Below are 25,890 nucleotides of genomic sequence, written 5' to 3' on the forward strand. Positions count from 1 at the left end.
GTGAGATCAGTTACCCACGGCTTGCACAATTCTGATCTGTTTTTCATCCGGGATTTCTTGGTAAGACAGTACCCGGAGATTAGGTATTGTGTTCTTCACAAATTTCGCCAACGTCGAGCGTAATACACCAGAAGTAAGCAGAACGGCAGGTTCGCCTTTCAGTTCTTGTTCCTGTGTCGCTTGGCTTAGTGAAGATTGCAATCGCTCAGCGAGTCCCGGTTCAATCCCCGCGGATTCGCCTCCTGATGCTTGCATAGTTTGATGCAATATTTGTTCCAGTTCGGGGATCAAAGTAATCACTGGTAACTCAGGCTCTATACCATTGATTTCTTGAACAATTAGACGTTTAAGACTAATTCGAACTGCTGCCGTCAATATGTCAGCTTCTTGACTCTTACTTGAGTACTCAGCCAAAGTTTGAACAATCGTGCGAATATCGCGGATTGGAATGGCCTCGTTTAACAAGTTTTGTAGGACTTTCACCACCACACCTAATGGTAATTGGTCAGGAACAAAGTTCTCGACCAACTTAGGCGCGCTGCGTCCCAACATTTCTAATAAATTCTCTACTTCTTCATGGCCAATTAGCTGTGATGCGTTGTTGGTCAATAGCTGGCTTAGGTGCGTCGCTAATACCGTTGATGAATCAACAACCGTATAACCTAAGGCCTGCGCGTGCTCACGCTGATCTTCTCGGATCCATACGGCTTCCAGTCCAAAAGCAGGGTCAATGGTTGGCTCCCCATCAATCATGCCATACACCTGACCTGGGTTAATCGCTAGCTCTTGATCCGGACGAATCTCTGCTTCGCCCACCGCAACCCCCATCAATGTAATTCGGTAACTGTTTGGGGTCAGCTCAAGATTGTCACGAATATGAACCGCTGGAATTAGGAACCCAAAATCTTGCGATAACTTTTTACGCACGCCTTTTACGCGCTCTAACAGTTCCCCACCTTGGTCTCTGTCCACCAAAGGGATTAAGCGATAACCTACTTCCAAGCCAATAATATCGACTGGCTGGACGTCATCCCAAGACAGTTCGCGCTGTGAGGAAGGTTCTGTACCTTCATCTGCTGTTGCTGGTAAAGCGGGCTCTTTCGCTTTCTGCTTCTGCCGTTTGTCGATGAAATATGCCGCTGCACCGGCCGCGACTGCCAGGCTCAAAAACGCAAAGTGCGGCATGCCCGGTACGATGCCCATCACACCAAGAATAGCTGCAGTAATCATCAGCGCTTTTGGGTTGTCGAACATCTGGAAGACCAGTTGTTCCCCCATGTCTTCATCGGTGTTTTGGCGCGTCACCATCATTGCCGCTGCAATCGACAGCAATAGCGATGGGATTTGTGCGACCAAACCATCACCGATTGTCAGTAAGGTATAGATTTCAATCGCTTCACCGAAACCCAATCCATACTGCGCCATACCGATCGACAGACCGCCGACGATGTTGATAAACAGAATCAAAATACCGGCAATCGCGTCACCTTTTACGAACTTCGAGGCACCATCCATCGAGCCATAGAAATCCGCTTCTTTGGTCACTTCAAAACGACGAACTCTTGCCTGCTCTTGGTCTATCAATCCGGCATTCAAGTCGGCATCAATCGCCATTTGCTTACCCGGCAACGCATCAAGCGTAAAGCGAGCACTTACCTCAGAGATACGACCCGCACCTTTGGTCACCACCATAAAGTTGATGATCATTAAGATGAGGAAAACCACTAGGCCGACCGCGTAGTTACCACCAATAACGACGTTACCGAACGCCTCAATTACGTTACCTGCCGCATTACCGCCTTCATGACCATGCAGTAAGACGACACGAGTCGAGGCAACGTTCAAAGCCAAGCGGAGCAACGTGGCGATCAGCAATACCGTTGGAAAAGCAGCGAAGTCCAAAGGGCGACGTGTGTAAACGGTCACTAACAACACCACCATCGACAGCGCGATGTTAAAGGTGAAGAACATATCCAGCAAAAATGCTGGAATCGGCAGTACCACCATCGCTAGGGTGGCCAAAACCATCACCGGAGCACCAATAGCTGGCATTTCACGTTGAGGGATTCGTGGCAATTTATCTGCAAACGGCAGGCTTAACTTCATACTGCGAGAGATCTCAATCGATTGAAGCGTCACGTAAGCTCTTACTATTAATACGCGACCGCTTTAGCCTAAAAGTTTAGGTAGGGTTGATAATTAAAGCGTTTTAAGCAATCTATGTACCATAATTAGCGCCAAAATAATGACTAAACACTCAAATAGAGCTTAGCTTTTGAGCAAACGAGCTTTTTTAAGGCTTTACCGCTTTTCGTATCAATGACGGTGCTCGGGTGGGATTGGCAAATCATAATCTTGAATTTTCGGGCGCTGTCCACCTCGTTTTCGGTATTGCTTCAATTGGAATACAAATGCCAAAACCTGAGCGACGGCAGTAAACAACCCATCGGGGATCTCTTGCTCGAGCTCTGTCGTGTGGTACAACGCACGAGCCAAAGGTGGTGCAGGCACAATCGTAATGTCATGTTCGCGGGCGACTTCTCGAATCTTCATCGCCATGTGGTCAGTACCTTTAGCGATCACGACTGGCGCACGGTCTGTCTTCTGTTTATAACGAAGCGCTACCGAGAAGTGCTCTGGGTTAGTAACAATAACATCAGCTTGAGGAACATCCGCCATCATTCGACGTTGAGCCGCTTCCCTTTGCAACATACGAATACGGCCTTTCACTTCCGGCTTACCTTCAGTCTCTTTGTATTCGTCTTTGACTTCTTGCTTCGTCATTTTTAACTGATCAGCGTGCTGCCAGATTTGAAATGGAATATCGATGGCAACCACAATCAATAGCGAGCAACTGATCAGCAGAATAAAGTTCAGCAAAATATCTAAAGCATGGAAGATGTTTTGCGGATACACATCCATGCTCAATTGAATCAGATCGGCCTGCGATGCTTGGATCAAATAGATGGCGACACCAGTGACCAGAACCACTTTAAGGATTGATTTGATCAACTCTACCCAGCTTTGCATTCCAACCATTCGCTTTAAGCCGCTAAGCGGATTCATTTTCGACAGCTTGGGCATGGCCGCTTGGGCAGAAAAACTGATTCCTCCCACACCTGCTGCTCCAATCATGGCGGCGGTAAACAATGTCGCTAACACCAAAAATAGTGGGAACAACAAATCACTCATCGCGCCCAAAGCGATATCAAACAGTTTTGCAGTATCGAAAATCTCTTCTCGTTGAAGATCAAATAAACGGCTCATGATGGAAAACAATGAACGTGCTAACGCCTCGCCAAACCACATCAATGAAATGGCGCCAACGATCAGCACAGATGCTGATGCCAGCTCTTTAGATCGAGCGAGCTGCCCCTTTTCTCTGGCTTGTTGTAACCGTCGGGGCGTGGCTTCTTCGGTGCGTTCCTGACCGTCTGATTCTGCCAAATCTTAGCACTCCAAGCGAATAAGCCGACAAATCTGCGCCTCACCCACTGTCCAGAACATTTCATAATGACTGTATAGACCAGCCAGTATGTACCAACAAAGTAATAGACCCACCATCAAAGCAAAAGCAAAACCAAGCGAGAAGATATTCAGCTGTGGTGCGGCACGGGTCATTACACCAAACGACAAGTTAATGGTCAGTAGTGCAATAATGCCGGATAGAGACATACTCAATGCCGTTTGGAACATAATACCAAGCCAGCCTGCCATTTCACGGAAATCAACCGCGTTGAGCGAGCCGGAGCCAATCGGCAAAGTTTTAAAACTGAACACCACCAATTGCAGCATTTTTAAGTGTCCATCGGTGGCAAGGAAAAACATTGTCGTTAAGAACATGAATAACTGGCCAAGCAATGGCGTGTTCTGACCATTTGCGGGATCAACCATAGAAGCAAAGCCCAAACTTGATTGCATACCCAATATTTGACCAAGTAGGACAAAGGTTTGAATCATAAATTGAGTAACCATACCCATCGCTATGCCGATGATCATTTGCTCGGCAATGGTCATGAAGCCACGAAACGAGAGTAGCTCAATGTCCTGAGGTACGGCGGGGATGGCTGGCATGACAGCGAAAGTGATGGCAAAACCGAGGTAAAGGCGGATTCTTGGCGAAACAAATCGGGCCCCGGTTACTGTCATCACCATCAACATGGATGAGATACGAACATAGGGCCAGAAGTAGTTTGCGATCCAATCTAAGACAACGCTAGTGGGGTACTCCATAGGCGCCTCTAATAAAGCACCTGAGGTAAGCGTTCAATCAAGCCATAGAAATATTCCATCAACATTTGCGTCATCCAATGCCCAAACAGCATCAGGGCCAAAAGCGTGACAATCAAACGCGGTAAGAAGCTCAATGTTTGTTCGTTGATGGATGTCGCAGCTTGAAAAATCGCAACTACAAGGCCGATAAGCAAGCTTGGGATGATAATGGCGCAGACCATGATAAGCACCATCCAAAGTGCTTCACGGAAAAGCTCGACAAACATTTCTGGTGTCATGTCTTATCCTCTATCTGCGCTTATCTAAAGGGCAAAGCTGCCCGCAAGTGTCGAGAGTATCAAGTTCCAACCATCGACCAATACGAACAACATCAACTTGAACGGCAACGAAACAATCATTGGTGACAACATCATCATACCCATTGCCATCAGTACCGAAGCGACTACAAGGTCAATAATCAAAAACGGCAAGAAGAGCATAAAGCCAATTTGGAATGCAGTTTTTAGCTCTGAGGTGATAAAAGCCGGAATCAACACCGCCATCGACACATCTTCTGGATTCTCGACTTGCTCTCCTGACATGGTTACGAACGTCTCCAAGTCTTTGATTCGGGTCTGCTTAAGCATAAATGCTTTCATTGGCGCTTGTGCAGCATCAAACGCTTCTCGCGCCGTGACTTGCTCGTTCAAATAAGGCTGAACAGCTTTGTCGTTGATTTCGTTCAGGACAGGAGACATAACAAAAAAGGTCAAAAACAGCGCAATACCAATAATAACCTGATTAGAAGGCGTTTGTTGCAAACCCATTGCCTGACGCAATATCGACATCACCACCACAATTCGAGTGAACGAGGTCATCAGAATCACCATGGCAGGCAAGAAGCCAAGCATGGTCATTAACGCTAAAATTTGTAGTGTAACCGAGTAGTCTTCACTGCCATCAGGGTTCGTGGTCATGGTGAATGCTGGAATACCACCGCCACTAGAAACGGACATAGCACGGCTAGCACCAGTATCACTTTGCATAGCCTGAACTGTAACACTACTTCCATCGGCTAAGTTATCTGGCAGCGCTGACTCCTCTGCTTCAGCAAAGGTAAATGAAGAAAACAGCACGCCGACAAAAAGTAACAACGTACTCAGGAGCAAACGAATTGGATTACCCTTTGTCATGTTTTTTGATCAGCTGGCTAAATTGAGTCGCAAAAGCATTGGTCGCCAACTCTTCCTCTTTCAGTGGCTTATCTAACTTGGCTAAAGTTTGGATCGATTGGCTAGTAATCCCAACCAAAAACTGTTCTTCACCCACTTGAACTACTGCGATTCTTTCTTTTGTACCCACTGGCAACTGACTCACTATACGCAAGCCCTTTTGTTGTCCCATCGCTGGTACTTGCATACGTTTCAGCAACCAAGCCAGCAAAAGAATCACGCCGATTACAAGCACAAGCGAGCCAAGTGTCGTCGCTAGATCCAGATTATTTGGTGCGGCAGCAAATGCATAAGGAGCACTTAGCATTAAGCTCAGTGCTCCAGTGATTTGCTTCAATCGCATTTTGATTGAACGACTCATCTTAACGCAGCTTCTTAATTCGTTCAGTTTGGCTGATCACATCCGTCAAACGGATACCAAACTTATCGTTGACGACCACGACTTCGCCGTGAGCAATCAAAGTACCGTTAACCAATACGTCGAGCGACTCACCGGCTAGACGATCCAACTCAACAACCGAACCTTGGTTAAGCTGCAACAGGTTCCGAATGCTAATTTGAGAACGACCGACTTCCATCGAAATCGTCACCGGGATATCCATAATAGTGTCGAGTTTACGACGCTCATCTTCGCTAATTGGGCTTGAAGTGTCTTTTAGCTCTTCCAGTGGCGCAGCCAATACTTCATCTACGTCTACAGAAGGGGCAGACGGGTCTTCGCCAAGAGCGGCTGCCCATTCGTCTGCTAGCTTTTGATCGTCACTTGGTTCCATTTTTCTATCCTGTGTTACGCCTTACTCATGCCATAGCATGTCTGTTTAATAAGGTATCTTAATGGTCTATATCGTCTTCATTCTCAAGCTCGGACATGATGTCTTTACCTAAGAAAGCTAAATCTGTTTTGACGACATGTGGGCGCTCAATTTCCTCAGAAATTTGCACCGCTAATTTGTCTTCCGAACGACCCATTTTTACGCGATAGGTCGGTAGGTCTTCTACAAACATCGTCGCATGTTCTGGCATTTCAATCGGGATGATGTCGCCCGGTTGCAGCTCCATGAGATCACGCAAAGAAATGTCTTTTTCGAGCAAGTTCACGCGGAAGTTAACCGGACAATCCATGATCTCTTCACGTAGTGCTGAGCTCCAGCGAACGTCCGTTTCCATCTTGTCGGACTGAACACCTGCATCCAATAGTTCACGGATAGGCTCAACCATGGAGTAAGGCATAACGACATGAAAATCGCCGCCACCGCCGTCAACTTCTATATGGAATGAACTCACGACAATCACTTCTGTCGGGCTGACAATGTTTGCCATGCTTGGGTTTACTTCAGAGTCGAGATATTCGAACTCTACCCCCATCACTGGCGACCACGCTTCTTTATAATCTTCAAATACAATTTTCAGTAACAACTGAATGATGCGGCGTTCCGTTGGGGTAAATTCGCGGCCTTCGATTTTGGCGTGGAATCGACCATCACCGCCAAAGAAGTTTTCTACCAGAATAAAGACTAAACGAGCCTCCATGGTGATCAACGCAGTGCCTTTTAACGGACGAAAACGCACCATGTTCAAACTGGTTGGCACGTACAATGTGTTCTGGTATTCACCAAACTTCATCATCTGCACGCCATTGATCGACACCTCTGCCGTTTTACGCAGCATATTAAACAGACTAATACGCATGTGCCGTGCAAAGCGCTCGTTGATAAGTTCGAGCGTCGGCATTCGACCACGTACGATTCTGTCTTGCGACGAGAAATCAAAATTGACGGCACCCTCAGTGTCGTTTTCTATCGGTTCATCGACGTCATCAACATCGTCAACCCCATGCAATAGCGCATCAATTTCGTCTTGGCTTAATAGATCGGTCACGTTTTACCTATTGAATAACAAAATCTGTAAACAGTACTTTTTCAATCACTGGCTTACCGACCGCAGCATTCAGCGCTGCTTTGATATCTTCGGAAGCACGATCGCGCAATTCCACTCGTCCTGTAGGAGAGCGCAATTGATCAACCGTCGCGGAAGCAAACGTTGATAGCATAGAGCTTTCAATCAGTGGCGAATGATACCGCGCCAACTCTTCATTTTCTGCACCGCGAACCATTAACTGCGCTTTAATTTGAACCAACCTATCGCGGCTATCCCCAGTAACGTTAAATACAAATGCCTGAGGAAGATTCACATACGCGATGGGCGCAGCATCCGATGCCTTCACTTGAGCCTGTTGAGACGATTCAGCCTGAGCAGGTTCATCAGAGCCCATTAGAAAAAATGCCGCTGCCCCGCCACCAAGTAGTAATACTACAACAGCGATGATGATGATAAGTAACTTGCTTTTTCCTTTCGGCGCATCGGCCCCTTGTAACTGTTCTTCTGCCATTCTTGTCTCTTATTGTTCTTTTGAGTTACCAAGACGTTTTAGTGAGTTGCTTGGTAACCGTATGCCATTGCCGTTAAACGGCCTTTTATGCGTAAAAACTAATTCCATCACGCTTTGAAGCGACATTCAAATCCAGATTGACATCAGATTCAAAACCCTCTTCGGACTGTCCAGAAAAACCGCCACTTTGCGCGCTTTGACCATGTTGTTCAGCAGTATACCTACCTTGCTGTTGCCCGCTGTTTTGTTGCTGGACGGAAGAATCAGCCAGCTGCATACCTTGTTGCGCTAGCATTTCTCTCAAACGAGGGAGCGTCTGTTCAATAATGTCACGAGCTTGCGGGTTGTTCACTGTAAAATGTACATTGGCAACGTCGTTATTCATGGTCATACGAATTTGCATACGACCTAACTCTGGTGGATCAAGACGAATATCGAGATTTTTCAGATTCTTCGACATCATCATTTGCACTTTTTCCGCAACTTGCTCGTTGGCTAGCTCTTTAGTTAGTTGCAACGGAAGCTGAGCTTGTTGTGCAGCATCAATACGCGTTTGTTGCTGCACATTAATTCCTTGCTGACCTGCCATAGCCTGAAGCTGTCCAGCGAAGCCATGTTGGAGGTCCGACTTATCTTGTTTATCCACAGTCGCCTTTAGCGCACCAGTCGCCAATGCTGCGTTCATCACTTTCTGGCTAATCTCTCCGTCTTTCACACCTTGAAGCGACGTCGGCACTTGCGCGGCTATCAACGTATCGGGCGTTGGAGATAATACGACTTTATCTCCACTATTAGCAGCTTGTGGTTGGGGTACTTGAGCCGCTGCATGCTGGATTTGCTGAGACACTGCCATAGGTCCAGCCTGGCGAGTTAAATTATGTTGTACTTGTTGCTCTGCGAGAATCTGTTTAATGTCATTAGGGAGCGCAACAAATTGGGCAAGGTCTTGATCAGGAATATCCGCCGTGATCCTTCCTTGTTTCAACCCTTCAATGATCTGAGCTTCTTGCTGAGTCAGTGGTTTTCCTTGCGCCAACTTAGTATCTATAACTTCAAGTTCATCCAAGGAGACTCGTGGAAGCGCGTCGATGTTGGAACCATCAACGTCTGTTAACAACGGCGACAGATCATTAGCTACTTCACCACTGACTGCGCTCTTAGCCATCGGATGGCTGGCTTGTTTCGCTAGCTCTTGCCAAGCAGCAAACTCAGGCGAAAGTTTGTCGACATCGATAGGTTGACCATTCTTATCTAAAATTGGCTCTAAGTCTTGCCCTGGGATCATCTGTGCTTGTTCAAGCGAATGAACTGATGGCGTTTCATTCAAAGCCAACTCATCAAGGTTTGCCGAAACGGTTGCTTGCTCGTGGAACGAACGTACTAAATTCGCTCTCTGAGGCAAAACTTTGCCACTATCGATGGATGCATTACTCGCATTCAGGGTTTGATTCGCTTGTTCAATTCGACCAAGAAGCTGTTGTCCTTCGCCCATCGTGCTTTTTACGTCCATTGTATTTGATGGGTTACTCGTATCAATTGATGTTGATTTCGCTTTTTCAATAGCTTCAACATCATGCTCCAAAGGTGTGGTGTTACTCGCCTTTTGTAAACTTACTTCTTCACTTAAGGTTGCATTCGGTTTGTTTGCTGATATTTCATCAAAATCATGGGTCCCGTCACTGACGGATTCTTGGCTTTCTTGCGCCAACAATTCGTCCGAGACGTTAGCAGAAGAAGTACTGCCTACATCCGCTCTTTCTTTTTCTTCAACCACTGTCGATTCTGTTGCTACTTTTTCGGGCTTTTCTTTACCAGTAAACGCATCGGTTAACGTTTCTAAAAATCCCTTGCTTTCAGTGCTCCCTGCGGACGCTTTAGCGGACACATCAGAAACTGGCGTCTTGGTAGTCGCAGATACATGGGACAAATTCACACTCATTTAGAAACTCTCGTTCTCGTGGCTCTGAGTATATCGCTGACAGACAGCAACACTGGCGGCAAACTAAGGTCTAAAAGACCCGACACTGACAGCTAAAATGCAAAAATCACACCACAATATTGAGCCAATTCTCGGCAAGCTAATAGATGGCATGTTTATGGAACAAACATCAACAGTACTATCCGAGAACCTGGTTCCTAACATGATGTACAGCTACTTGATTGACTTTGAAAAACGATAAGCGTAAACAGACACTTGGCTTAACAATTAAGGAATCACTTTGAAGATCACAGAATTACGCCAATATAGAATCAAAGCAGGCAAAACAGAACAGTGGCTAAGTTGGATGAAGGAAGAACTGTTGCCCTATCAACGTTCACAAGGCATGCGTGTACTGAATACTTACGTCCACACTGGTGATGATGGACATGACTATTTTGTTTGGCTTAGAGAGTTCGACAATGAACAAGCACGCCAGGCTCTCTACGAAAAAACATACAACGAGTGGTGGGTTCGCGAGATTCGACCGAAGGTGTTTGAGTTAATTGAACAAGACTCAATCAAAGTTACCTTACTTGAATCGGTAGAGATGTAGTCAGCTGCAACACCGTAATGCAATATCGAACCGATAACCTTTAGAAACGATGTGGTTTTCGACTGTAAAGTAAGGTGGAAAACTCGTCCATTTGCTTTTGTTCGCGCTTAGCTTCAGCAAGTTGTTTCTCTTTTTCGCGTTTGTCTATCATCCACTCATAGGATTTGCGTTCTTTACGCACGGTTAACCAATATTCTTTACAGTTTTCAACCTGCTCTTTGAAATGACTTTCTGCTTGCTTTTGCTTAGATAAAGTTTCATCTAGCTGGGTAAGGAATCGATTTAAGTGTCCATATTGACTTGCCGTTAGGCCCGCCTGACCACGGTCGACGAGTTGCTGGCAATAATCAAGCCGATACTTTTCAATTTGTTCAACCTGACGGTAATAATCTTCGAGTTCAGAACGCGCTTTGTTCAGTGCAAGCACAGCTTGGTCTTCACGATCCTTAGTTTGCTCAAGTAGAAACTCCATCGCATTATTCATGCGCTATCACCCACCCAAAATGTTTCTAAGCATATTGACGCACATATCGTATGGCACCGATTCTTTCATGCTCTGCTGCAAGTATTCGTCTAACTTCGGTTTCAAAGTAAATGCGCCATCAATAGCAGGATCGGTACCCGGTTTGTACGCTCCAATCGAGACCAAATCTTGATTCTTGCGACAAATAGACAAGACCTGTCGCACCGCTTTTGACATCAGAACGTGCTCTTCGGTCGTGATTTGCGGCATAACACGGCTCACCGACTTCTCGACATCAATCGCCGGATAATGGCCTGCATCCGCCATTTCACGAGAAAGTACAATATGGCCATCAAGAATGGCTCGCGATGCGTCCGCTATCGGATCTTGCAAATCATCCCCTTCGGTCAACACGGTAAAGAACGCCGTAATCGAGCCTTGTTCGGCACTTCCATTACCCGCTCGCTCAACCAGCGCTGGCAGCTTGGCAAATACAGAAGGCGGGTAGCCTTTCGTCGCTGGCGGCTCACCAACAGAAAGTGCGATTTCGCGCTGTGCTTGTGCAAAACGAGTCAACGAGTCCATCAATAGCAGAACATCTAACCCTTGGTCCCGGAAGTATTCAGCAATCGTTAATGCCGTTTGGCACCCCTTTAAGCGCATTAGAGGTGAAGCATCGGCAGGCGCCGCGACCACCACTGAGCGGCGGCGACCGTCCTCACCCAGGATCTCTTCGATGAACTCTTTAACTTCACGTCCACGCTCACCTATCAGGCCGACGACCACAACCTGTGCGGTGGTGCCTCGCGTCATCATGCCAAGCGTGACCGATTTACCCACACCAGAACCTGCAAACAGACCGATACGCTGACCTTTACCAACCGTCAACAAACCATTGATGGCTTTTAGGCCAACATCGAGCGGTTCAGAAATTGGTTTTCGAGCCAACGGGTTGATCGGCTCGGCATTAAAAGAGGCACGGTGATCGGTATACAAAGGGCCAAGTCCATCAAGTGGATTCCCAACCCCGTCTATCACGCGCCCAAGTAACTCCATGCCGACAGGCAAACCAGCGTCACTGGTTAAAGGGGTGACTCTCGCGCCAGGTAAAATGCCCGTAATTTGTTCGCTTGGCATTAAAAATAGGTCGTCACCTGAAAAGCCGACAACCTCAGCTTCCATCTGACCTGACATGGTTTCCACTAAGCATAAACTGCCAATTGGTGCGCGACAGCCGGTTGCTTCCAACGTTAACCCAACCACACGCACCAGTTTGCCAGAGGCGACAGGGCGCGTCGTAAGGCCTTCAACTTTGTAGCTTTTTAAGCGGTCAGCGAGTGCTTGCATGGATTACTCACCCTCTTGATGACGGTTTGCGCCACAAAAGCTGTGCAATACGCTTTTGACGCGTTCTTCCATGCGATAATTAATGCTTGATTCACCGGCTTCAATCTGGACGTCACCTCGATTGAGCGATGGCTCAGCAACTAACGTCCAGTTGCGACAATTAAGGTCTTCTTCACCATAAGCTGAACGAATAATCGCGACATCTTCTGGATTCAGGTGCAAGGTAATAGGGTGGCCTGATATTGGTAGCGCTTCGACCGACTGCTTCACTGTATCTAAAATAATTTGAGGGTTGGTTTGTACTTCAACGTGCACCACTTCTTTGACTAAGCAGAGCACCATATCCACCAGCTGCTTTTCAACCTGAGCATTCATCAACTCCAAAGGTTGAGCAAACTGATTGGCCAAGTTCATAAAGGTTTCAACTTGCTGCTGAATGTATTCTTGCCCTGCAGTCACCCCTTCAGCTTTTCCGAGCTCAAGACCTTCAGCATGGCCGGCTTGCAACCCTTCTTCTTTACCTTTGTCGTAACCTTGCTTAAAGCCAGCTTCCTGACCTTGATGTAAGCCTTCTTGATAAGCACCTTGCTTAATCAGTTCAATTTGTTCTTCGGTTAGCGCAAGTGGCTGCTCTTCTTCAGGCTCATCAAAATTCGGCACCCATCCCGGGTCATAGTTGAACGCGGTTTGTTTTGCTTGTTTGGCTTTAGGCTCGCCATAATCAGGCAGCCCCCAACGTTGAGGTTCGATCATCGAATCATCTTCATCAGGACGGATAAATCCACGTTTTCTATCGCCAGCCATGGGTTACCTATTGTGTGTTCGATTAAGAAGTGAGGGTGCTCCGCAATAGGATAATTGCGAAGCAATAGAAATTATAAGAATTCGTCAGCACCGCCAGACAACATGAGCTCACCAGCATCCGCCATTCGACGGGCAATTGCTAAGATTTCTTTCTGAGCGGCTTCTACATCTGCCACTCGTACTGGCGGCATCGCTTCTATGTCATCACGCATCATATCAGCAGCACGTTTAGACATGTTCTTGAAGACTTTCTCACGTAACGAGTCATCTGCACCTTTGAGTGCTTTTTGCAACACGTCTTGTGGTACGTCACGCAGCAACTTCTGAATACCTTGGTCGTCCACCTCGACTAAGTTTTCGAAGACAAACATTAGGTCTTGGATTTGCGTCGCCATGTCTTCGTCCTGATCGCGAATTTGTTCCATCAACAAACCTTCGACGTTGTTGTCTAGGTAGTTCATGATCTCCGCTGCTGCTTTCAGGCCGCCAATTTTGGCTGCTTGTGCACCCGCTTGACCCGCGAACTGTTTCTCCATGATTTCGTTCAGCTCTGCCAATGCTGATGGCTGAACTTCTTCAAGGTTGGCAATACGCATCATCAGATCCAAACGCACGCGCTCAGGGAACTGAGACAAAATCTCTGCAGATTGGTCTGCTTCTAAATAAGACAGTACGATAGTTTGAATCTGTGGGTGTTCATTGACAATAATGCTCGCCACTTGGCGTGGGTCCATCCATTTCAAAGAATCCAAACCTTTTGAGCCCGTACCAAGTAGGATCTGGTCAACTAAGTTGTTGGCTTTGTCTTCACCAAGAGCGGCAACCAATGCATTACGCATAAAGTCTTCGCTGCCCATACCAATGTTGGTGTATTTCTGGATATCCTCCAAAAACGCACGATGAACAGCAGATACCTTGTCTTGGCTGAGATCCTTCGCGCGAGCCATCGCACTACCAACACGCTGAACCTGTTTTGGTTCTAGGTGACGGATAATGCCAGCTGCATCTTGTTCATTAAGGCTCAGTAGCAAAATTGCCGCTTTTTCTTCGCCAGTAATGGTTGAAACATCCAGCTCTACTGGCATTCCCGCGGCGTTGTCATCTTGAGGTACGATATCGTTAGCCATTGTCATTCATCCAGTTTTTCACTACTTGAGCAGCCAGTTCAGGTTCATTCGCAACCAGAGCGCGAACCGCTTTCAATACATCTTCATCTTTATGAAGGTTTGGCAAATCAATACTTGAGCCAAACTCGAACAGTTCGCTGCTTTCGATGTCACTACCAATCAAGCTAGTTTCACCATCCGCACCAATCGGCAAGCCGTCTGGTCCGTACATTTCGTCTTCATCATCGCTGGTAGGGTTAAGCAATTTCTTCATTGCTGGGCGAACCAGAACCAACACAACCACAATAATCACTAATGCACTTGCGAACCAACGAACCCAATCACTGAAGTTAGGGTGCTCCCAAATTGGTGGTTCTTCTAGCTGCTCAGCCTCTGGCTCAGCAAACTTTACACTCAATACATTCAGTAAATCGCCACGACCTTGATCAAAGCCGACGGTACCAATTAATACTTGGCGAATGGCATTGATTTCAGATTCGGACATTGGGGTATAAGTCACTTCACCCGTATCAGGGTTAACTTGACGACGGTCTTTAATCGCAACAGAAACGGTCTGACGAGCCACCGTTCCGGTCTGCTTTCGCTCGTGGCTGATGGTGGTATCTAGCTCGAAGTTACGCGTGGACTCTTTACGAACTGAACCCTGCCCCATGACAGAACCATCTTTCATTTGAGCCACATCTTGCGGAATTGAGGCATCCGCTGGAGGCTGATTACTCAACGCACCCGGAATACCCGCTACCATGTTACCGTTATTGTAATCTTCGAGTGCGTACTCACTGCGGGTCGCAGGGGTGTTCGGATCAAAGCGTTTGCGAGTTTGTTCAACCGCACTGAAATCCATTTGGATATCAACCTGCGCCGTATAGTTGCCATAACCTAAAATGGGTAATAGTACGGAATCAATTTTTTCGCGCAGCGCTTGCTCTTGGCTGCGTTCTAATTCTTGTTCTTTGCGTCGCGCCGCAGAAGCGGGATCTTGGGAGCCTGAGCTGAGTAAGCGGCCATGCTGATCTGTGACGGTAATTCGAGAAGTTTTCATTCCCGGCACGGCACTCGCTACCATGTCGACAATAGAATCCACTTCTTGCTGCTTAAGGTTCGTGCCTGTCGACAATGTCAAAAATACCGACGCAGACGCTTCCTGGTTATGACGCACAAACACGCTGTGCTTTGGCAGTGCCAATAACACTCGTGCTTTGCGAACTTGCTTCATTTCTTCAATTGCTTGAGCTAATTGGCGCTCTCGACTGAGTTTGAGACGCTCTTGCTCGAGACGTTGTGAAACACCAAAACCCATGTCTTGCAGCAAAATATCATCGCCCGCTTCTGTAGCTTGGTTAACGCCGGAACGAACCATGCCAAGTTTGATCGAGTTGTACTCACTCGATTCAACAGAAACAGTATTGCCATCAAGCTTATAATTGATTTTCTGCTGGTCCAGATAATCCAGAACGGGGATCAATTCTTCGGTCTCATACGCACCAAGTGGGCGCATCTCCGGTTCTTTGACCCAAAAGAACAGCATCACGATCAATGCAACACAGATGGAGATCGACAGCACAAGCACAACCTGACGAAGTAAATCGAGGTCGCCCACTGCCATATCGAATTTTGACGCACTGCGCTCCTCTAGATCTGGATTTTGACTCTCCACATCCACATCGGAACTTGCTACCAGTGCACCATCTGAGCCGCCTTCAGTGACGGTTAAATCTGTAGACTTGTCTGCCACACTTATTACCTAAATTACACTGGCATGTTCATGAGGTCTTTATATGCCTCAACGAGTTTATTGCGAATTTGAACCGTCGCATCAAAAGCGACACTAGACTTGTTACGAGCGATCATAACGTCAGAAAGGGATACATCGGCATCACCACGATCAAAACGGGTTTGTAAATCACCAGATGCTTTTTGAAGTGTGTTCACGTTATTGATGGCTTTAGTTAGGAGATCGTTAAAATCTGCTCCAACTTTCGCCCCACTTGCAGTAGGAGCCGTATTGGTTGCTTCTACCATCATGGCGCGCATTTCTGCCTGAATACCATCAATTTTCATTAGCACCTCTAAGCCAAAAGATTGACTATTAACAAAACTGATTATTGACACAGCAATTAACGTGCCATAAGACATTAGCAATCAATTTACTTACACTTTTCGTCTTATGGCCGTTGTCTGTGTTAATTCGGGATATCTATACCAGCATCACGCATTTTGGCAAGCTTATAGCGCAAGGTTCGAGGGCTTATACCCAGTTTCTCCGCCATTTCTTTGCGTCGACCATTACACTCAACCAAAGTCTCCAAAATAATGGCGTATTCTTGATCGCGCAGCTCGCTGCCTAAGCCTTCTCCACCAGTTACTGGACGGCTGACACTCTCAGCTTGCGCAACTGGCTTAACATTGGGCACGACCATATCTGCGTTTTGCACCACGTGTTGCAAGCTATTGGCATCTTGCCAATCTACGCCCTCAAGCAAAATGTGCTCTGCATCGATGTCGCCATTTTCACTTAATATCAGCGCTCGTTGAACCACGTTATCCAATTCACGAACATTGCCCGGCCAAGGGTATTGCAATAGTTTTTCTAACGCAACGGTCGAGAATTGAGGCACTGGCATGCCCATTTTGCTGCAATGACGCTCAGCAAGATGCTTGGCAAGCGGTGCAATATCGCCTTTACGTTCTTTAAGTGCAGGCCACGCAATTGGGAATACATTCAGGCGGTAATATAAGTCCTCTCTGAAGTTTCCTTCTGACACGTATTGCTTAAGATCACGGTTACTCGTCGCTAACACACGAACATCTAACTTGATGCTTTTGCGACTGCCTAGGCGCTCTACTTCTCGCTCTTGCAAAACACGCAATAACTTCGCTTGCAGGTTCAAGTCCATTTCGCTGATTTCATCAAGCAAGATTGTGCCACCTTGTGCTTGTTCAAACTTTCCTGGGCATGCCTGAACAGCACCAGTAAATGCGCCCTTTTCATAGCCAAACAGTGTTGCTTCGAGCATATTGTCAGGAATCGCGGCACAGTTAATTGCGACAAAAGGACCATTTTTACGATTCGACGCGTTGTGAATATAGCGCGACATCACTTCTTTACCTGAGCCACTCGGACCTAGCACCATAACATTCGCATCTGTACGCGCCACTTTATCGGCCAACGCGAGTAAGCGCAGACTTTTCTCATCAGCAACGATAGCATCACCGTTGTCATCACTTTTTATCGGTGCATAACGACTGACCATATTTAGCAACACTTCTGGTGCAAATGGTTTCGCCATGTAGTCGATCGCGCCATCTTTCATTGCAGACACGGCATCTTCAATATTGGCGTACGCCGTCATTAGCAACACTGGTAAGTTAGGCCAATTCTGCTTGATGCTTTTGAGCAGAGCTAAGCCACCCATACCCGCCATTTGCACATCAGAAACGACGATATCAACCGTATTCGATTTCAGCTTCAACAGTGCATCTTCAGCACAGTCCGCTTCCAACCATTCATACCCTGCCAGAGCCAGAGTATCGACTAGGGCTTCACGAAGACCTTCATCGTCTTCTACGATCAGCACTTTGCTTTGCGCCATTATGATTCTCCAGAAATTGTTATTACCAAAAGCCGCTTATTGCGCTTCTGTTTGCACTCGCTCTAGCGGAATGCACATGGTGAAGCAGGCTCCATCACCCTGCTCTGAAATAAGTTCCAATCGACCGTCATGGGCACGGCAAACCATTTGAACAACTGCCAACCCTAATCCAGTTCCTTGAGAACGTGTGGTAAAAAATGGCTCCATGATTTTGGCTTGCAGTTCTTCGGGCACACCCGGTCCGCTGTCTTGCACAGAAATGCGTAACTCACCATTTACCGGGCGGAAAAAAATATCGACTTGCGATTCTTTACCAGACATTTGAATCGCATTCATGACCAGATTACTCAATGCGGATGCAATGGCGTTCGCATTGCCTAGTAGCTCAGTTTGTTCTTCTTCCACTTCTAGGCAGTAATCAATACTGTTGTTTTTTAGCGCGGTTTCGACCATCGGCTGATATTCCGCTACCAACTGGGCAATCGTAAATGGCTTAATGACCTTATTATCACCACCTTTAGCAAAAAGCAGCATATCATTAACCTGCTTTTCCAAATCGTGCAGTCGATCCATTAATTTGGTTTGGAAGCGATCTTTTGTCGCTGGAGGAAGATTTGGCGCTCCCAAATTGGATGCATATAACATAGCGCTCGACAGCGGCGTTCTTACTTGGTGAGCAAGCGACGCAACCATACGTCCTAACGACGATAAGCGCTGTAAATCACTGACACGAGCTTGAAGTAAACGGGTTTCGGTTAAATCGGTAATCAGGATCAATTGACCTGTTGTGGACGCCGAGATGGCGAGTCGAACTTTACGGCCATTACGTAATGAAACTTCGTGGCCATCATCTTCACGTGGGTCAAACACCGCCTGGATAACGTTGAACCATTTTTCGTTAACCAGTGGAATCTCAAGAATTCGGTGCGCTTCTGGATTTGCTTCACGCACTACTCCGTACGTATCGAGCAAAATCACTCCAGCAGGCATCACATCGAGCACCTGTTTGTAGCGCTCAACCTGATTCTCTACGGAATCTAAATGGGATTGATTGGTGTTGTTATCCATTACTGCCTGTCGAAATATCGCCGCTAAAACTAAAATAGCTTGGTAAGCAATTAGCGTACCAAGCTATTTTTTATATTTATCAGGACGTTAAGCCATCGACAATAAGTTGACACTCAGAGATAACGGTTTTGGATGCCAGAAAAGCGATGTTAACCAGCCCAAGTGATTATTCAGATATCGTCTTAAAACTTCACTTTACCTAGCGCTGTAAGTTGTACTTACGCATTTTTTCCACCAGCGTAGTACGTCGCATACCCAGCATGTCCGCCGCTCTTGCTACAACGCCACCCTGCGCTTCTAATGCTTGGCTGATCATATTAACTTCTAAATCAGCCAGCAGCTCTTTCAAATTAACCCCTTCCGGTGGCAGCGCTTGCGGGGCGTTCATGCTGTGATCAAGGTCGTCTTGATCTTCAAAGCTAAAATCTTCAGAGAAGATATCTTGGAATACATCACGCTCTTGCTCTTCCACCGAAACAAATGGATTGCTCTCTGGTTGGAACTCTGGGATGTCACTGTAGCGATATTTGGTTGGTAGATGGTTTACATCCACTAAGCTATTTGGATACAGAATAATCATTCGCTCAACAAGATTAGCCAACTCGCGTACGTTGCCCGGCCAGTTATGCTCCATCAGTGAGTTGATTGCACGAGGTGTAAAACAGATAGGTTGTCCGCCCTCCGCCTCTAAACGTGTCATCAGTTCTTGCAGCAGCAATGGTATATCTTGTTTGCGCTCTTTCAGCGCTGGCATCTCAATCGGAAACACGTTCAGACGATAGAACAAGTCTTCTCGGAACGTGCCTTCTTCAATCATATTTTCTAGATTACGGTGTGTCGCCGCCACAACTCGAACATTTACCTTGATGGTACTATTGCCACCTACACGTTCAAAGCAGCGTTCTTGCAATACACGAAGCAACTTTACTTGCATCGACATTGGCATATCGCCAATCTCATCAAGAAAGATAGTGCCACCGTCTGCGAGCTCAAATCGACCTTTACGGGCAGTTAACGCACCAGTAAACGCGCCTTTTTCGTGACCAAATAATTCGCTTTCTAGGAGCTCAGGCGGTATTGCACCACAGTTAATAGGTACAAATGCGCCATCGCGGTATGAAGAGTGATAGTGGATGTTACGCGCAACAACTTCTTTACCCGTACCGGACTCACCTAAGATCAACACGTTTGCTTCCGTGTTTGATACTTGCTCGATCAGGTGTCGAACTTCTTGAATACCTCTACTTTGACCAACTAAGCTGCGAAAAAGCGTGTTTTTGCGTGCACTAGCAACAACATTCACTCCTTTTCGCCCCAGAAAATCTTTGCAGTGGCGTAACGCTTCACTAAGCTGTGGGTAATTAAGCGGCAGCTCTAGTTCACCAACAAAATTTGGAAGATCATCAACAGGCAAAGGAAAACGGCCCATGACTAGAAGAGGGATGTGGTAAGCGCTGTTTAAATGAGAGATAACCGTACTCGCCGCTTGACCTGCTGGAATATTACCAACAATACAGCACGACCATACGCTAGACCAATCAACATCGCTGAGCTGATCAGAACTGACCGCTTCGCAATTTTCTCCAACAAATTCCAATATATTGCTTAAATTTAAACGACTTGATGCGTCATCATCAATTACAAGCAGCTTTGCCAAACCATGCATAAGTAAGAATGATTGCCTTTATTTTAGGTGCGTTGCGGCCAAACCTTGATTTGCGCAATTGGGTGCTAAAGAAGGCAGAACCACCACACTCAATTTACGATAGACAAAATAGGAAAATCAGCAACAAAAAAGCCATTAGGGCTACTAATGGCTTCTATTTTATTTGAATATAAAAATAAGGCAACCAAGCAATGGAGAGGTGTGAGCTTGATAGAAACTTTGCTACACAACTCGTTGCGCAATTGACAAATATATTCGTCTAGTATCTTAACGCATTGTTTTGACTATTAAATACCAACTTCAGCAGCGGTAAGATTATGAAACTCTGTTGGGATTTGGTCCCAAGCGGACTTGATCTCACGGATAATGTCGATAACGTCGTCGATCAGCTGAGGCTCATTTTGATGGTTAGCAGCAGAAATTTGCGTGATCATAAACTCATACAGTGAATCTAAGTTTGAAGCAATATCACCACCGTCATCCATAGATAGACAGCTGCGTAGCGCGATAATGATGTCTAACGCTTTACCTAAGCGCTCACCTTTTGCTGGAATATTGCCTGCTTGCATGGCTGCTTTACCTTGAATAAGGCGCTCAATCGCACCAGCCATAAGCATTTGAATGACTTTGTGCGGAGAAGCCGCGCTAAGCTGGCTGTCGACTGATACCTTTTTGTATGCTTGCAAAGAACCGCGCATAGTAATCCTCTTTTAAATAAATTTTTTGTACTGCTGAAGTGAACGCTGGCCATAACGAAACTTATGGAGCTCTTTTCCGACCTTTGACGTTTCCGATTGCATCAGCTCGACAATTCTTTTGGTACGAGTTAGCAATGCTTGCCACTCTGCATCCTGCTTAACCAAAGGATTTTGATGAATAATTGGTAACAGGTTTTGCAATAACCGTTCCCTGATATCGACCAAGCGAAGAATTTCTTCAGCATTAAAATCAATTTTTTCTAATTCTTGCGTAATTAGTTGATCTATATCACTAATTTCCATGAGTTCTTTTTGCATTTATTAACCCAACGCACTCATCAAAGCGCCTAACTGGCCCTGCATTTTACCGGTCGCATCTTGCATCGCGGTAAACTTCGCATGAGTACGCTTCTCTAGGCTTTCCATGCGGCGATCTAATGCCGCTTGATCGTCACTCAAACGGTAGTTTTGTTCTGTGAGACTTTTTTCTCGAGTACGAATACTGCCTGTAATACCTGTGATACCGTGAATCGCATCTTCTACTCGTTTAGCAAAACCTGTGTTGCCACCGAAGAACTTTTCTAACTCGTTGAAGTTATTGTTCAACTGGCGGTCTAGCATGTCATAGTTGATTTCTAGGGTGCCTTGACGTGTGGTCGTAATGCCAAATTCTGTTAAGGACTTTAGGTTTTCAGGTGCTTTATCGATTCGAGTAGAAAAGACCGATTTTAATCGTGAATCTGCACTGCGTACGGTGCTGTCACCTGACAACGGCCCTTTTTGACCAGTTACCGGATCCACACTCGCCAACGCTTGGGAGGTTTGATAAAACGAGTTATACGCTGCCACAAAGTTTTCGATATCGTTGCGTACACTTTGACGGTCGTACTCGACACCAATTTCAGCAGGCGGTTTATTCGGTTCTGATTTGCCTTTTAGTGTTAAATCAACACCTTCGATCGCATCTTCAATCACATTGTTGTGGCTAGATAGCTTTGCCACTCCATCAAGCAGAACTTCTGAATCTTGCCCTGGTTGTACTTCTGTCATTCCAAGGTATTCTTCAAAAGCAGATTGTGCCTTTGCGATTTTCGCTTCTGCTTCATCAATTTTTTCCAGACGCTCACGTTCTTGAGGATCAAGTTTAGCGCGATGAATTTGCTTAGCTTGCGCTTCGGACAGTTCACCACGTGCCACTTTTTCGTCTAACGCTTGCTTTTCACTCGCAATTTTTTGCTCGATTTCCGCTTTTTCTTGCTCAAGAAGCTGCTTAGCCTCTTTCGTCGTAACGTAAGAATCGGTTAGGGTGCCCGATGCGGCATTATTCCAGCCTGGAACATCTGGTGCCTTCTCTATTGCCTTTTCGTCGAGTTCGAGCTCTGGTTCTTCATAAGAGTCCAACAAAGTACCTGACGCAGTTTCTGTCCACCCTGGAATTCTGTCTTCAGGGCGTAAAGTCGCGCGTCGGTTGGCTTCATCAATGGCTTCTTGACCAGCTTTGGCTGCTTCTGCACCCGCCGCAGAGATTGGCGCTTGCGATGCATCATCTTGTACATCGTCTGCCGCTTTTTGCTCTTCTGGAGGTAGAGGATTGCCGTTTGCATCCAGCTCTTCTGCTGGTTGTTCCGGAAATTTAAGAGGACCTAAGACATCTTCCGCCGCTGAACGAGCTTCTTCAAGCGCGTTGACGCGGTCTTCAAATGTTTGGTATTCGAAATATTTAAGAGGGTTGCCTTTTTCTGCCTCCACACTGACTCTGATTTGATGATCCTTACCAGAGAGGTTAGAAGCAAGGATAAGGCGTGGACCTTCGACGTCGTTAATAAGAGATGCACGAACGCCAGGGTTATCTTTAGCGCCATTGATGCCGCGTACGACATCGATGAGCTTAGATCGGGAACGAACATCGATATTAAAACGCTCATCACCAAGCGAAATCTGCAGCTTACCAGGGCCAAATTTTGCGTCTTCTGGCAATACGTCAGAAGCGACTTTATGGCTCTGAGCAAGCTGCAACACATCGATAGCATATTTGCCAGCGATAGCATCTGTGGTTGCCGTGGCAGATACAATATTGTCATTGGTCGTTTCGACGGTGCGAACGGCAAATGCTTTCTCCTGACGAAAGTTCGCCATGAGATTTTTCATCGTATCTAATGATTCTCTGAGTCGCCCGTAAGCACTGATACTGGCGTTAATTGTCGTGCGTTCGTTGTCGATACGTTGCTGCTTTGGTACGCGTTCGGCATCCACAATTTTGCTGACCATGGAATTAATATCCATGCCGCCAGACATCCCCAAAGGGCCTAAACTCATCAAATCACCTCTAAAAACGACTTACACTTTTTCAGTCAACAACCCGCTGTTGGCTGTGTGCTCAGCTAGGCGACGCAATACCACTAGCATTTCTTCATCAGGAATTTGACGAATCACGTCACCGGTATTGGCTTCATAAATCGTCACCACATCTCGTCCGGATTCTTCATCCACTCGAAATACGACTCCTTTGTTTATGGACGTTACAAATTCATTCATTTGTGCGACCAATTTTTCACGTTCTTCTTTGTTCAGTTCTTGACGGCTTTCAGCCATCTCGATCGCAGCTTGAACAGAGAAGTCGTATTCGGTGTTTTTCGCTTTTTGCGGCGAAATCTCACCATTTGAATTTGCTGGGCTAGACGTGCCTATATCATTGCCATTTTTATCTGCAAACTTTGTGCCATTTGGCGTGCCGTAAGGCTGGATGTTCGATGCGTAGGAGGATATATCCATTACAATCTCCCTTCCACCTTATGGGCTAACGATAGAATCTATCGCTTTGGTGCCCCAGCACTAAGGTGTTGACCTCAGGCTGGGTTTACCACTTAGCCCAACAAGCTTAGCGCTGCAGATGGAGACTGCTTCGCTTGAGCCAGGATTGAAGTACTTGCTTGCTGAAGAATTTGCGACTTAGTCATCGCAGTGGTTTCCTTCGCGTAATCAGTATCTTTAATACGGCTTTTAGACGCGTTAACGTTCTCATTAATGTTGTCTAGGTTGCTGATTGCGTGGTTGAAGCGGTTTTGGAAAGCACCGAGTGAAGCTCGTTGGCTGTCTACGGACTTAAGAGCGCCGTCGATAACCGCTACTGCTTCTTGAGAGCCAGCTACTGTGGTTACATCGATGTCTTTCACTGTTACGTCTTTCGGGCCACCAAAGCCGATCTCGTCTGCTAGGTTGCCAGAAAACTCAACATCACCTTCAACTTTTTGAGAAGAAGCAAATACTTGTAGTTTGCCATCTTCGCCAACAGAGGCTTTTACATCATCGTTTTGACCGTTGATGTATGTCGCTAGCTGCTCAATATCATCGCCTTGCTTAGCGCTGATTGATAGCTCTTTCTCTTCACCCTGCTTGTTGGTGTAGCTCATTTTGAACTCTGTTTTCTCACCAACAGTCCAAGATGCGTCTTTACCCTCTTCTGCTGCGTAGCTCTTACCACCCATTGCTGAAGTGTCTGAGCGTAGGTTACCCATAGAAAGCATCACTGCTTCACCTGAGTCCGCACCGATTTGGAAAGACTGAGTACCGTAAGTACCGTTTAGAAGCTTGTTACCACCGAAAGAGGTAGTTTCAGCAATACGGTTTAGCTCGTCGTTTAGCGCTGTTACTTCTTCTTGGATCGCTACACGTTCTGCTTTTGAGTTAGAGCCGTTCGCCGATTGAAGCGAAAGATCACGCATACGTTGTAGGATGTTGGTAGATTCATTCATTGCACCTTCAGCAACCTGTGCAATAGAAATACCGTCGTTTGCGTTTTTCACTGCCATGTCTAGGCCACGGCTTTGTGCATTCAAGCGGTTTGAAATCTGTAGACCTGCAGCATCATCTTTCGCGCTATTGATTTTATAACCCGAAGACAAACGCTCCATTGATTTTTGTTGACCGTCAGCTGCCTGGTTTAGGTAACGCTGTGCAGTCATCGCAGAAACGTTAGTATTAACGTTAATCGCCATAATTGATCTCCTTAAGGCTTTAGTGAATGTACCGTCGTGTCTCTCACCTCACTTAGGTACATCTCATTTCTCTCAGTCCCTTTAACGGCGACCGATGAATATCCTTTAGAAGAAATTTTCAATTTTTTGCGATTATTTTCTTTGGCTTACTGAAATGTGATGAAGCTCTAATGTCGTGATTCGCAGAAATCCTGGGGCCCCAAAAGACAGAAAAAAACCCAGCCGAAGCTGGGTTTACTCGCTCATCTCTCACCACGAGCCAATGAGGTTCTCGTCTTAGGTTTGAAATTAACCTAGCAGACTTAGCGCTGAGTTTGGCGCTTGTTTCGCTTGCGCAAGGATTGAGCTTGACGCTTGCGATAGAATTTGTGACTTGGTCATTTGAGTCGTTTCTTTCGCGAAGTCAGTATCTTTGATACGGCTCTTCGACGCATTCACGTTCTCGTTAATGTTGTCCAAGTTGCTGATTGCATGGTTGAAACGGTTCTGGAATGCACCCAGCTCTGCGCGGTGGCTGTCTACGTATTTCAGTGCCGCATCGATGATAGCAACAGATTCTTGTGCGCCACCGACTGAGGTTACGTCAATAGTATCTACCGTCACTTTTTTACCTTCGCCCAAACCTAGCTCGCCAGATAGGCCGCCTGAAAACTCGACTTCGCCCTCAACTTTGTTGTTGCCAGCGAAGATTTGCAGTTTACCGTCTTGGTCTACTGAGGCTTTCACTAGGTCAGTTTGACCGTTAATGTAAGTCGCAAGCTC

The 25,890-nt window shown here is 46.4% G+C and carries 27 protein-coding genes; 2 read left to right on the forward strand and 25 right to left on the reverse strand.

The genetic code is table 11. The features are described from left to right. Positions 1 to 6: 6 nt before the first annotated feature. The 10 genes from flhA to R7R78_RS07765 all read right to left on the reverse strand — a co-directional run bounded on the left by flhA (position 7) and on the right by R7R78_RS07765 (position 9,772). On the reverse strand, positions 7 to 2,106 hold the full coding sequence (flhA, locus tag R7R78_RS07720) for a flagellar biosynthesis protein FlhA (protein WP_025998722.1): 2,100 nt from the start codon (positions 2,104 to 2,106) through the stop codon (positions 7 to 9). Between the two features lie 210 nt (positions 2,107 to 2,316). Next, positions 2,317 to 3,447, reverse strand: coding sequence for a flagellar biosynthesis protein FlhB (gene flhB / locus R7R78_RS07725; protein WP_225473388.1), 1,131 nt, complete (start codon positions 3,445 to 3,447; stop codon positions 2,317 to 2,319). Positions 3,448 to 3,450: 3 nt separating this feature from the next. Beyond that, entirely contained in the window at positions 3,451 to 4,233 is a 783-nt protein-coding gene (fliR, locus tag R7R78_RS07730) for a flagellar biosynthetic protein FliR (protein ID WP_225473389.1), read from the reverse strand. An 8-nt stretch (positions 4,234 to 4,241) separates the two neighbouring features. Next, complete coding sequence (gene fliQ / locus R7R78_RS07735) at positions 4,242 to 4,511, reverse strand: flagellar biosynthesis protein FliQ (RefSeq protein ID WP_005380488.1); 270 nt, start codon at positions 4,509 to 4,511, stop codon at positions 4,242 to 4,244. Positions 4,512 to 4,535: 24 nt separating this feature from the next. Beyond that, positions 4,536 to 5,405, reverse strand: coding sequence for a flagellar type III secretion system pore protein FliP (gene fliP / locus R7R78_RS07740; protein WP_005380487.1), 870 nt, complete (start codon positions 5,403 to 5,405; stop codon positions 4,536 to 4,538). After that, the gene (gene fliO / locus R7R78_RS07745) at positions 5,392 to 5,805 is read right to left on the reverse strand and encodes a flagellar biosynthetic protein FliO (protein ID WP_005380480.1); all 414 of its coding nucleotides are present in this window, start codon (positions 5,803 to 5,805) and stop codon (positions 5,392 to 5,394) included. The genes fliP and fliO overlap by 14 nt, the downstream gene beginning before the upstream one ends. Before the next feature lies 1 nt (position 5,806). Continuing rightward, complete coding sequence (fliN, locus tag R7R78_RS07750; protein WP_005380479.1) at positions 5,807 to 6,217, reverse strand: flagellar motor switch protein FliN; 411 nt, start codon at positions 6,215 to 6,217, stop codon at positions 5,807 to 5,809. A 58-nt stretch (positions 6,218 to 6,275) separates the two neighbouring features. Then, positions 6,276 to 7,322, reverse strand: coding sequence for a flagellar motor switch protein FliM (gene fliM, locus R7R78_RS07755; protein ID WP_017635951.1), 1,047 nt, complete (start codon positions 7,320 to 7,322; stop codon positions 6,276 to 6,278). 7 nt (positions 7,323 to 7,329) lie between these two features. Beyond that, a complete protein-coding gene (gene fliL / locus R7R78_RS07760; protein WP_005380477.1) occupies positions 7,330 to 7,833 on the reverse strand; it encodes a flagellar basal body-associated protein FliL in 504 nt (167 codons plus the stop codon). 85 nt (positions 7,834 to 7,918) lie between these two features. Beyond that, positions 7,919 to 9,772 (reverse strand): flagellar hook-length control protein FliK, encoded by a 1,854-nt coding sequence (locus tag R7R78_RS07765; protein WP_225473390.1) that lies wholly within the window; start codon positions 9,770 to 9,772, stop codon positions 7,919 to 7,921. A 97-nt stretch (positions 9,773 to 9,869) separates the two neighbouring features. Here R7R78_RS07765 and R7R78_RS07770 point away from each other — a divergent pair, with 97 nt between their 5' ends. Both R7R78_RS07770 and R7R78_RS07775 read left to right on the forward strand, forming a co-directional pair. Beyond that, a complete protein-coding gene (locus R7R78_RS07770) occupies positions 9,870 to 10,013 on the forward strand; it encodes a hypothetical protein (RefSeq protein WP_005394314.1) in 144 nt (47 codons plus the stop codon). A gap of 39 nt (positions 10,014 to 10,052) precedes the next feature. Continuing rightward, complete coding sequence (locus R7R78_RS07775) at positions 10,053 to 10,367, forward strand: NIPSNAP family protein (protein WP_017635953.1); 315 nt, start codon at positions 10,053 to 10,055, stop codon at positions 10,365 to 10,367. A 40-nt stretch (positions 10,368 to 10,407) separates the two neighbouring features. Here the strand turns inward: R7R78_RS07775 and fliJ are convergent, their stop codons facing one another. The 15 genes from fliJ to R7R78_RS07850 all read right to left on the reverse strand — a co-directional run. Next, on the reverse strand, positions 10,408 to 10,851 hold the full coding sequence (gene fliJ / locus R7R78_RS07780; RefSeq protein WP_005380474.1) for a flagellar export protein FliJ: 444 nt from the start codon (positions 10,849 to 10,851) through the stop codon (positions 10,408 to 10,410). Between the two features lie 6 nt (positions 10,852 to 10,857). Next, the gene (gene fliI / locus R7R78_RS07785; RefSeq protein WP_213894395.1) at positions 10,858 to 12,177 is read right to left on the reverse strand and encodes a flagellar protein export ATPase FliI; all 1,320 of its coding nucleotides are present in this window, start codon (positions 12,175 to 12,177) and stop codon (positions 10,858 to 10,860) included. A gap of 3 nt (positions 12,178 to 12,180) precedes the next feature. Beyond that, entirely contained in the window at positions 12,181 to 12,981 is an 801-nt protein-coding gene (gene fliH, locus R7R78_RS07790) for a flagellar assembly protein FliH (protein WP_005394317.1), read from the reverse strand. Positions 12,982 to 13,052: 71 nt separating this feature from the next. Further along, entirely contained in the window at positions 13,053 to 14,108 is a 1,056-nt protein-coding gene (gene fliG / locus R7R78_RS07795; RefSeq protein ID WP_005380470.1) for a flagellar motor switch protein FliG, read from the reverse strand. Beyond that, positions 14,101 to 15,843 (reverse strand): flagellar basal-body MS-ring/collar protein FliF, encoded by a 1,743-nt coding sequence (gene fliF / locus R7R78_RS07800; RefSeq protein WP_005380462.1) that lies wholly within the window; start codon positions 15,841 to 15,843, stop codon positions 14,101 to 14,103. The genes fliG and fliF overlap by 8 nt, the downstream gene beginning before the upstream one ends. 14 nt (positions 15,844 to 15,857) lie before the next feature. Then, positions 15,858 to 16,169, reverse strand: a complete 312-nt coding sequence (fliE, locus tag R7R78_RS07805) for a flagellar hook-basal body complex protein FliE (RefSeq protein ID WP_005384482.1) — start codon at positions 16,167 to 16,169, stop codon at positions 15,858 to 15,860. Between the two features lie 122 nt (positions 16,170 to 16,291). After that, complete coding sequence (locus tag R7R78_RS07810) at positions 16,292 to 17,701, reverse strand: sigma-54-dependent transcriptional regulator (RefSeq protein WP_005394318.1); 1,410 nt, start codon at positions 17,699 to 17,701, stop codon at positions 16,292 to 16,294. Positions 17,702 to 17,737: 36 nt separating this feature from the next. Beyond that, the gene (locus R7R78_RS07815; protein WP_005380459.1) at positions 17,738 to 18,769 is read right to left on the reverse strand and encodes a sensor histidine kinase; all 1,032 of its coding nucleotides are present in this window, start codon (positions 18,767 to 18,769) and stop codon (positions 17,738 to 17,740) included. A 199-nt stretch (positions 18,770 to 18,968) separates the two neighbouring features. Next, positions 18,969 to 20,435 carry a sigma-54 dependent transcriptional regulator gene (locus R7R78_RS07820; protein ID WP_005384490.1) on the reverse strand — a complete coding sequence of 489 codons (1,467 nt, stop codon included), beginning with the start codon at positions 20,433 to 20,435 and terminating at the stop codon, positions 18,969 to 18,971. 287 nt (positions 20,436 to 20,722) lie between these two features. Further along, the gene (gene fliS, locus R7R78_RS07825; protein ID WP_005380457.1) at positions 20,723 to 21,133 is read right to left on the reverse strand and encodes a flagellar export chaperone FliS; all 411 of its coding nucleotides are present in this window, start codon (positions 21,131 to 21,133) and stop codon (positions 20,723 to 20,725) included. A 12-nt stretch (positions 21,134 to 21,145) separates the two neighbouring features. Further along, on the reverse strand, positions 21,146 to 21,451 hold the full coding sequence (locus R7R78_RS07830) for a flagellar protein FliT (RefSeq protein WP_005380456.1): 306 nt from the start codon (positions 21,449 to 21,451) through the stop codon (positions 21,146 to 21,148). A gap of 3 nt (positions 21,452 to 21,454) precedes the next feature. After that, positions 21,455 to 23,449, reverse strand: a complete 1,995-nt coding sequence (gene fliD / locus R7R78_RS07835; protein WP_225473391.1) for a flagellar filament capping protein FliD — start codon at positions 23,447 to 23,449, stop codon at positions 21,455 to 21,457. 21 nt (positions 23,450 to 23,470) lie between these two features. Next, positions 23,471 to 23,905 (reverse strand): flagellar protein FlaG, encoded by a 435-nt coding sequence (gene flaG / locus R7R78_RS07840; RefSeq protein WP_225473392.1) that lies wholly within the window; start codon positions 23,903 to 23,905, stop codon positions 23,471 to 23,473. A gap of 92 nt (positions 23,906 to 23,997) precedes the next feature. Next, a complete protein-coding gene (locus tag R7R78_RS07845; protein WP_005380449.1) occupies positions 23,998 to 25,128 on the reverse strand; it encodes a flagellin in 1,131 nt (376 codons plus the stop codon). A gap of 288 nt (positions 25,129 to 25,416) precedes the next feature. Continuing rightward, the coding region (locus R7R78_RS07850; protein ID WP_225473393.1) for a flagellin at positions 25,417 to 25,890 on the reverse strand (474 nt) is incomplete at its 5' end.

The sequence above is a fragment of the Vibrio sp. 2134-1 genome, assembly GCF_033339495.1.

What these genes read in the sequence shown, in the direction of transcription:
- flhA (WP_025998722.1), bottom strand. Translation starts at nt 2,106, where the DNA reads ATGAAGTTAAGCCTGCCGTTTGCAGATAAATTGCCACGAATCCCTCAA.
- fliR (WP_225473389.1), bottom strand. Translation starts at nt 4,233, where the DNA reads ATGGAGTACCCCACTAGCGTTGTCTTAGATTGGATCGCAAACTACTTC.
- fliQ (WP_005380488.1), bottom strand. Translation starts at nt 4,511, where the DNA reads ATGACACCAGAAATGTTTGTCGAGCTTTTCCGTGAAGCACTTTGGATG.
- fliP (WP_005380487.1), bottom strand. Translation starts at nt 5,405, where the DNA reads ATGACAAAGGGTAATCCAATTCGTTTGCTCCTGAGTACGTTGTTACTT.
- fliO (WP_005380480.1), bottom strand. Translation starts at nt 5,805, where the DNA reads ATGAGTCGTTCAATCAAAATGCGATTGAAGCAAATCACTGGAGCACTG.
- fliN (WP_005380479.1), bottom strand. Translation starts at nt 6,217, where the DNA reads ATGGAACCAAGTGACGATCAAAAGCTAGCAGACGAATGGGCAGCCGCT.
- fliL (WP_005380477.1), bottom strand. Translation starts at nt 7,833, where the DNA reads ATGGCAGAAGAACAGTTACAAGGGGCCGATGCGCCGAAAGGAAAAAGC.
- R7R78_RS07765 (WP_225473390.1), bottom strand. Translation starts at nt 9,772, where the DNA reads ATGAGTGTGAATTTGTCCCATGTATCTGCGACTACCAAGACGCCAGTT.
- R7R78_RS07770 (WP_005394314.1), top strand. Translation starts at nt 9,870, where the DNA reads ATGCAAAAATCACACCACAATATTGAGCCAATTCTCGGCAAGCTAATA.
- fliJ (WP_005380474.1), bottom strand. Translation starts at nt 10,851, where the DNA reads ATGAATAATGCGATGGAGTTTCTACTTGAGCAAACTAAGGATCGTGAA.
- fliI (WP_213894395.1), bottom strand. Translation starts at nt 12,177, where the DNA reads ATGCAAGCACTCGCTGACCGCTTAAAAAGCTACAAAGTTGAAGGCCTT.
- fliH (WP_005394317.1), bottom strand. Translation starts at nt 12,981, where the DNA reads ATGGCTGGCGATAGAAAACGTGGATTTATCCGTCCTGATGAAGATGAT.
- fliG (WP_005380470.1), bottom strand. Translation starts at nt 14,108, where the DNA reads ATGGCTAACGATATCGTACCTCAAGATGACAACGCCGCGGGAATGCCA.
- fliE (WP_005384482.1), bottom strand. Translation starts at nt 16,169, where the DNA reads ATGAAAATTGATGGTATTCAGGCAGAAATGCGCGCCATGATGGTAGAA.
- R7R78_RS07810 (WP_005394318.1), bottom strand. Translation starts at nt 17,701, where the DNA reads ATGGCGCAAAGCAAAGTGCTGATCGTAGAAGACGATGAAGGTCTTCGT.
- R7R78_RS07815 (WP_005380459.1), bottom strand. Translation starts at nt 18,769, where the DNA reads ATGGATAACAACACCAATCAATCCCATTTAGATTCCGTAGAGAATCAG.
- R7R78_RS07820 (WP_005384490.1), bottom strand. Translation starts at nt 20,435, where the DNA reads ATGCATGGTTTGGCAAAGCTGCTTGTAATTGATGATGACGCATCAAGT.
- fliS (WP_005380457.1), bottom strand. Translation starts at nt 21,133, where the DNA reads ATGCGCGGTTCTTTGCAAGCATACAAAAAGGTATCAGTCGACAGCCAG.
- R7R78_RS07830 (WP_005380456.1), bottom strand. Translation starts at nt 21,451, where the DNA reads ATGCAAAAAGAACTCATGGAAATTAGTGATATAGATCAACTAATTACG.
- fliD (WP_225473391.1), bottom strand. Translation starts at nt 23,449, where the DNA reads ATGAGTTTAGGCCCTTTGGGGATGTCTGGCGGCATGGATATTAATTCC.
- flaG (WP_225473392.1), bottom strand. Translation starts at nt 23,905, where the DNA reads ATGGATATATCCTCCTACGCATCGAACATCCAGCCTTACGGCACGCCA.
- R7R78_RS07845 (WP_005380449.1), bottom strand. Translation starts at nt 25,128, where the DNA reads ATGGCGATTAACGTTAATACTAACGTTTCTGCGATGACTGCACAGCGT.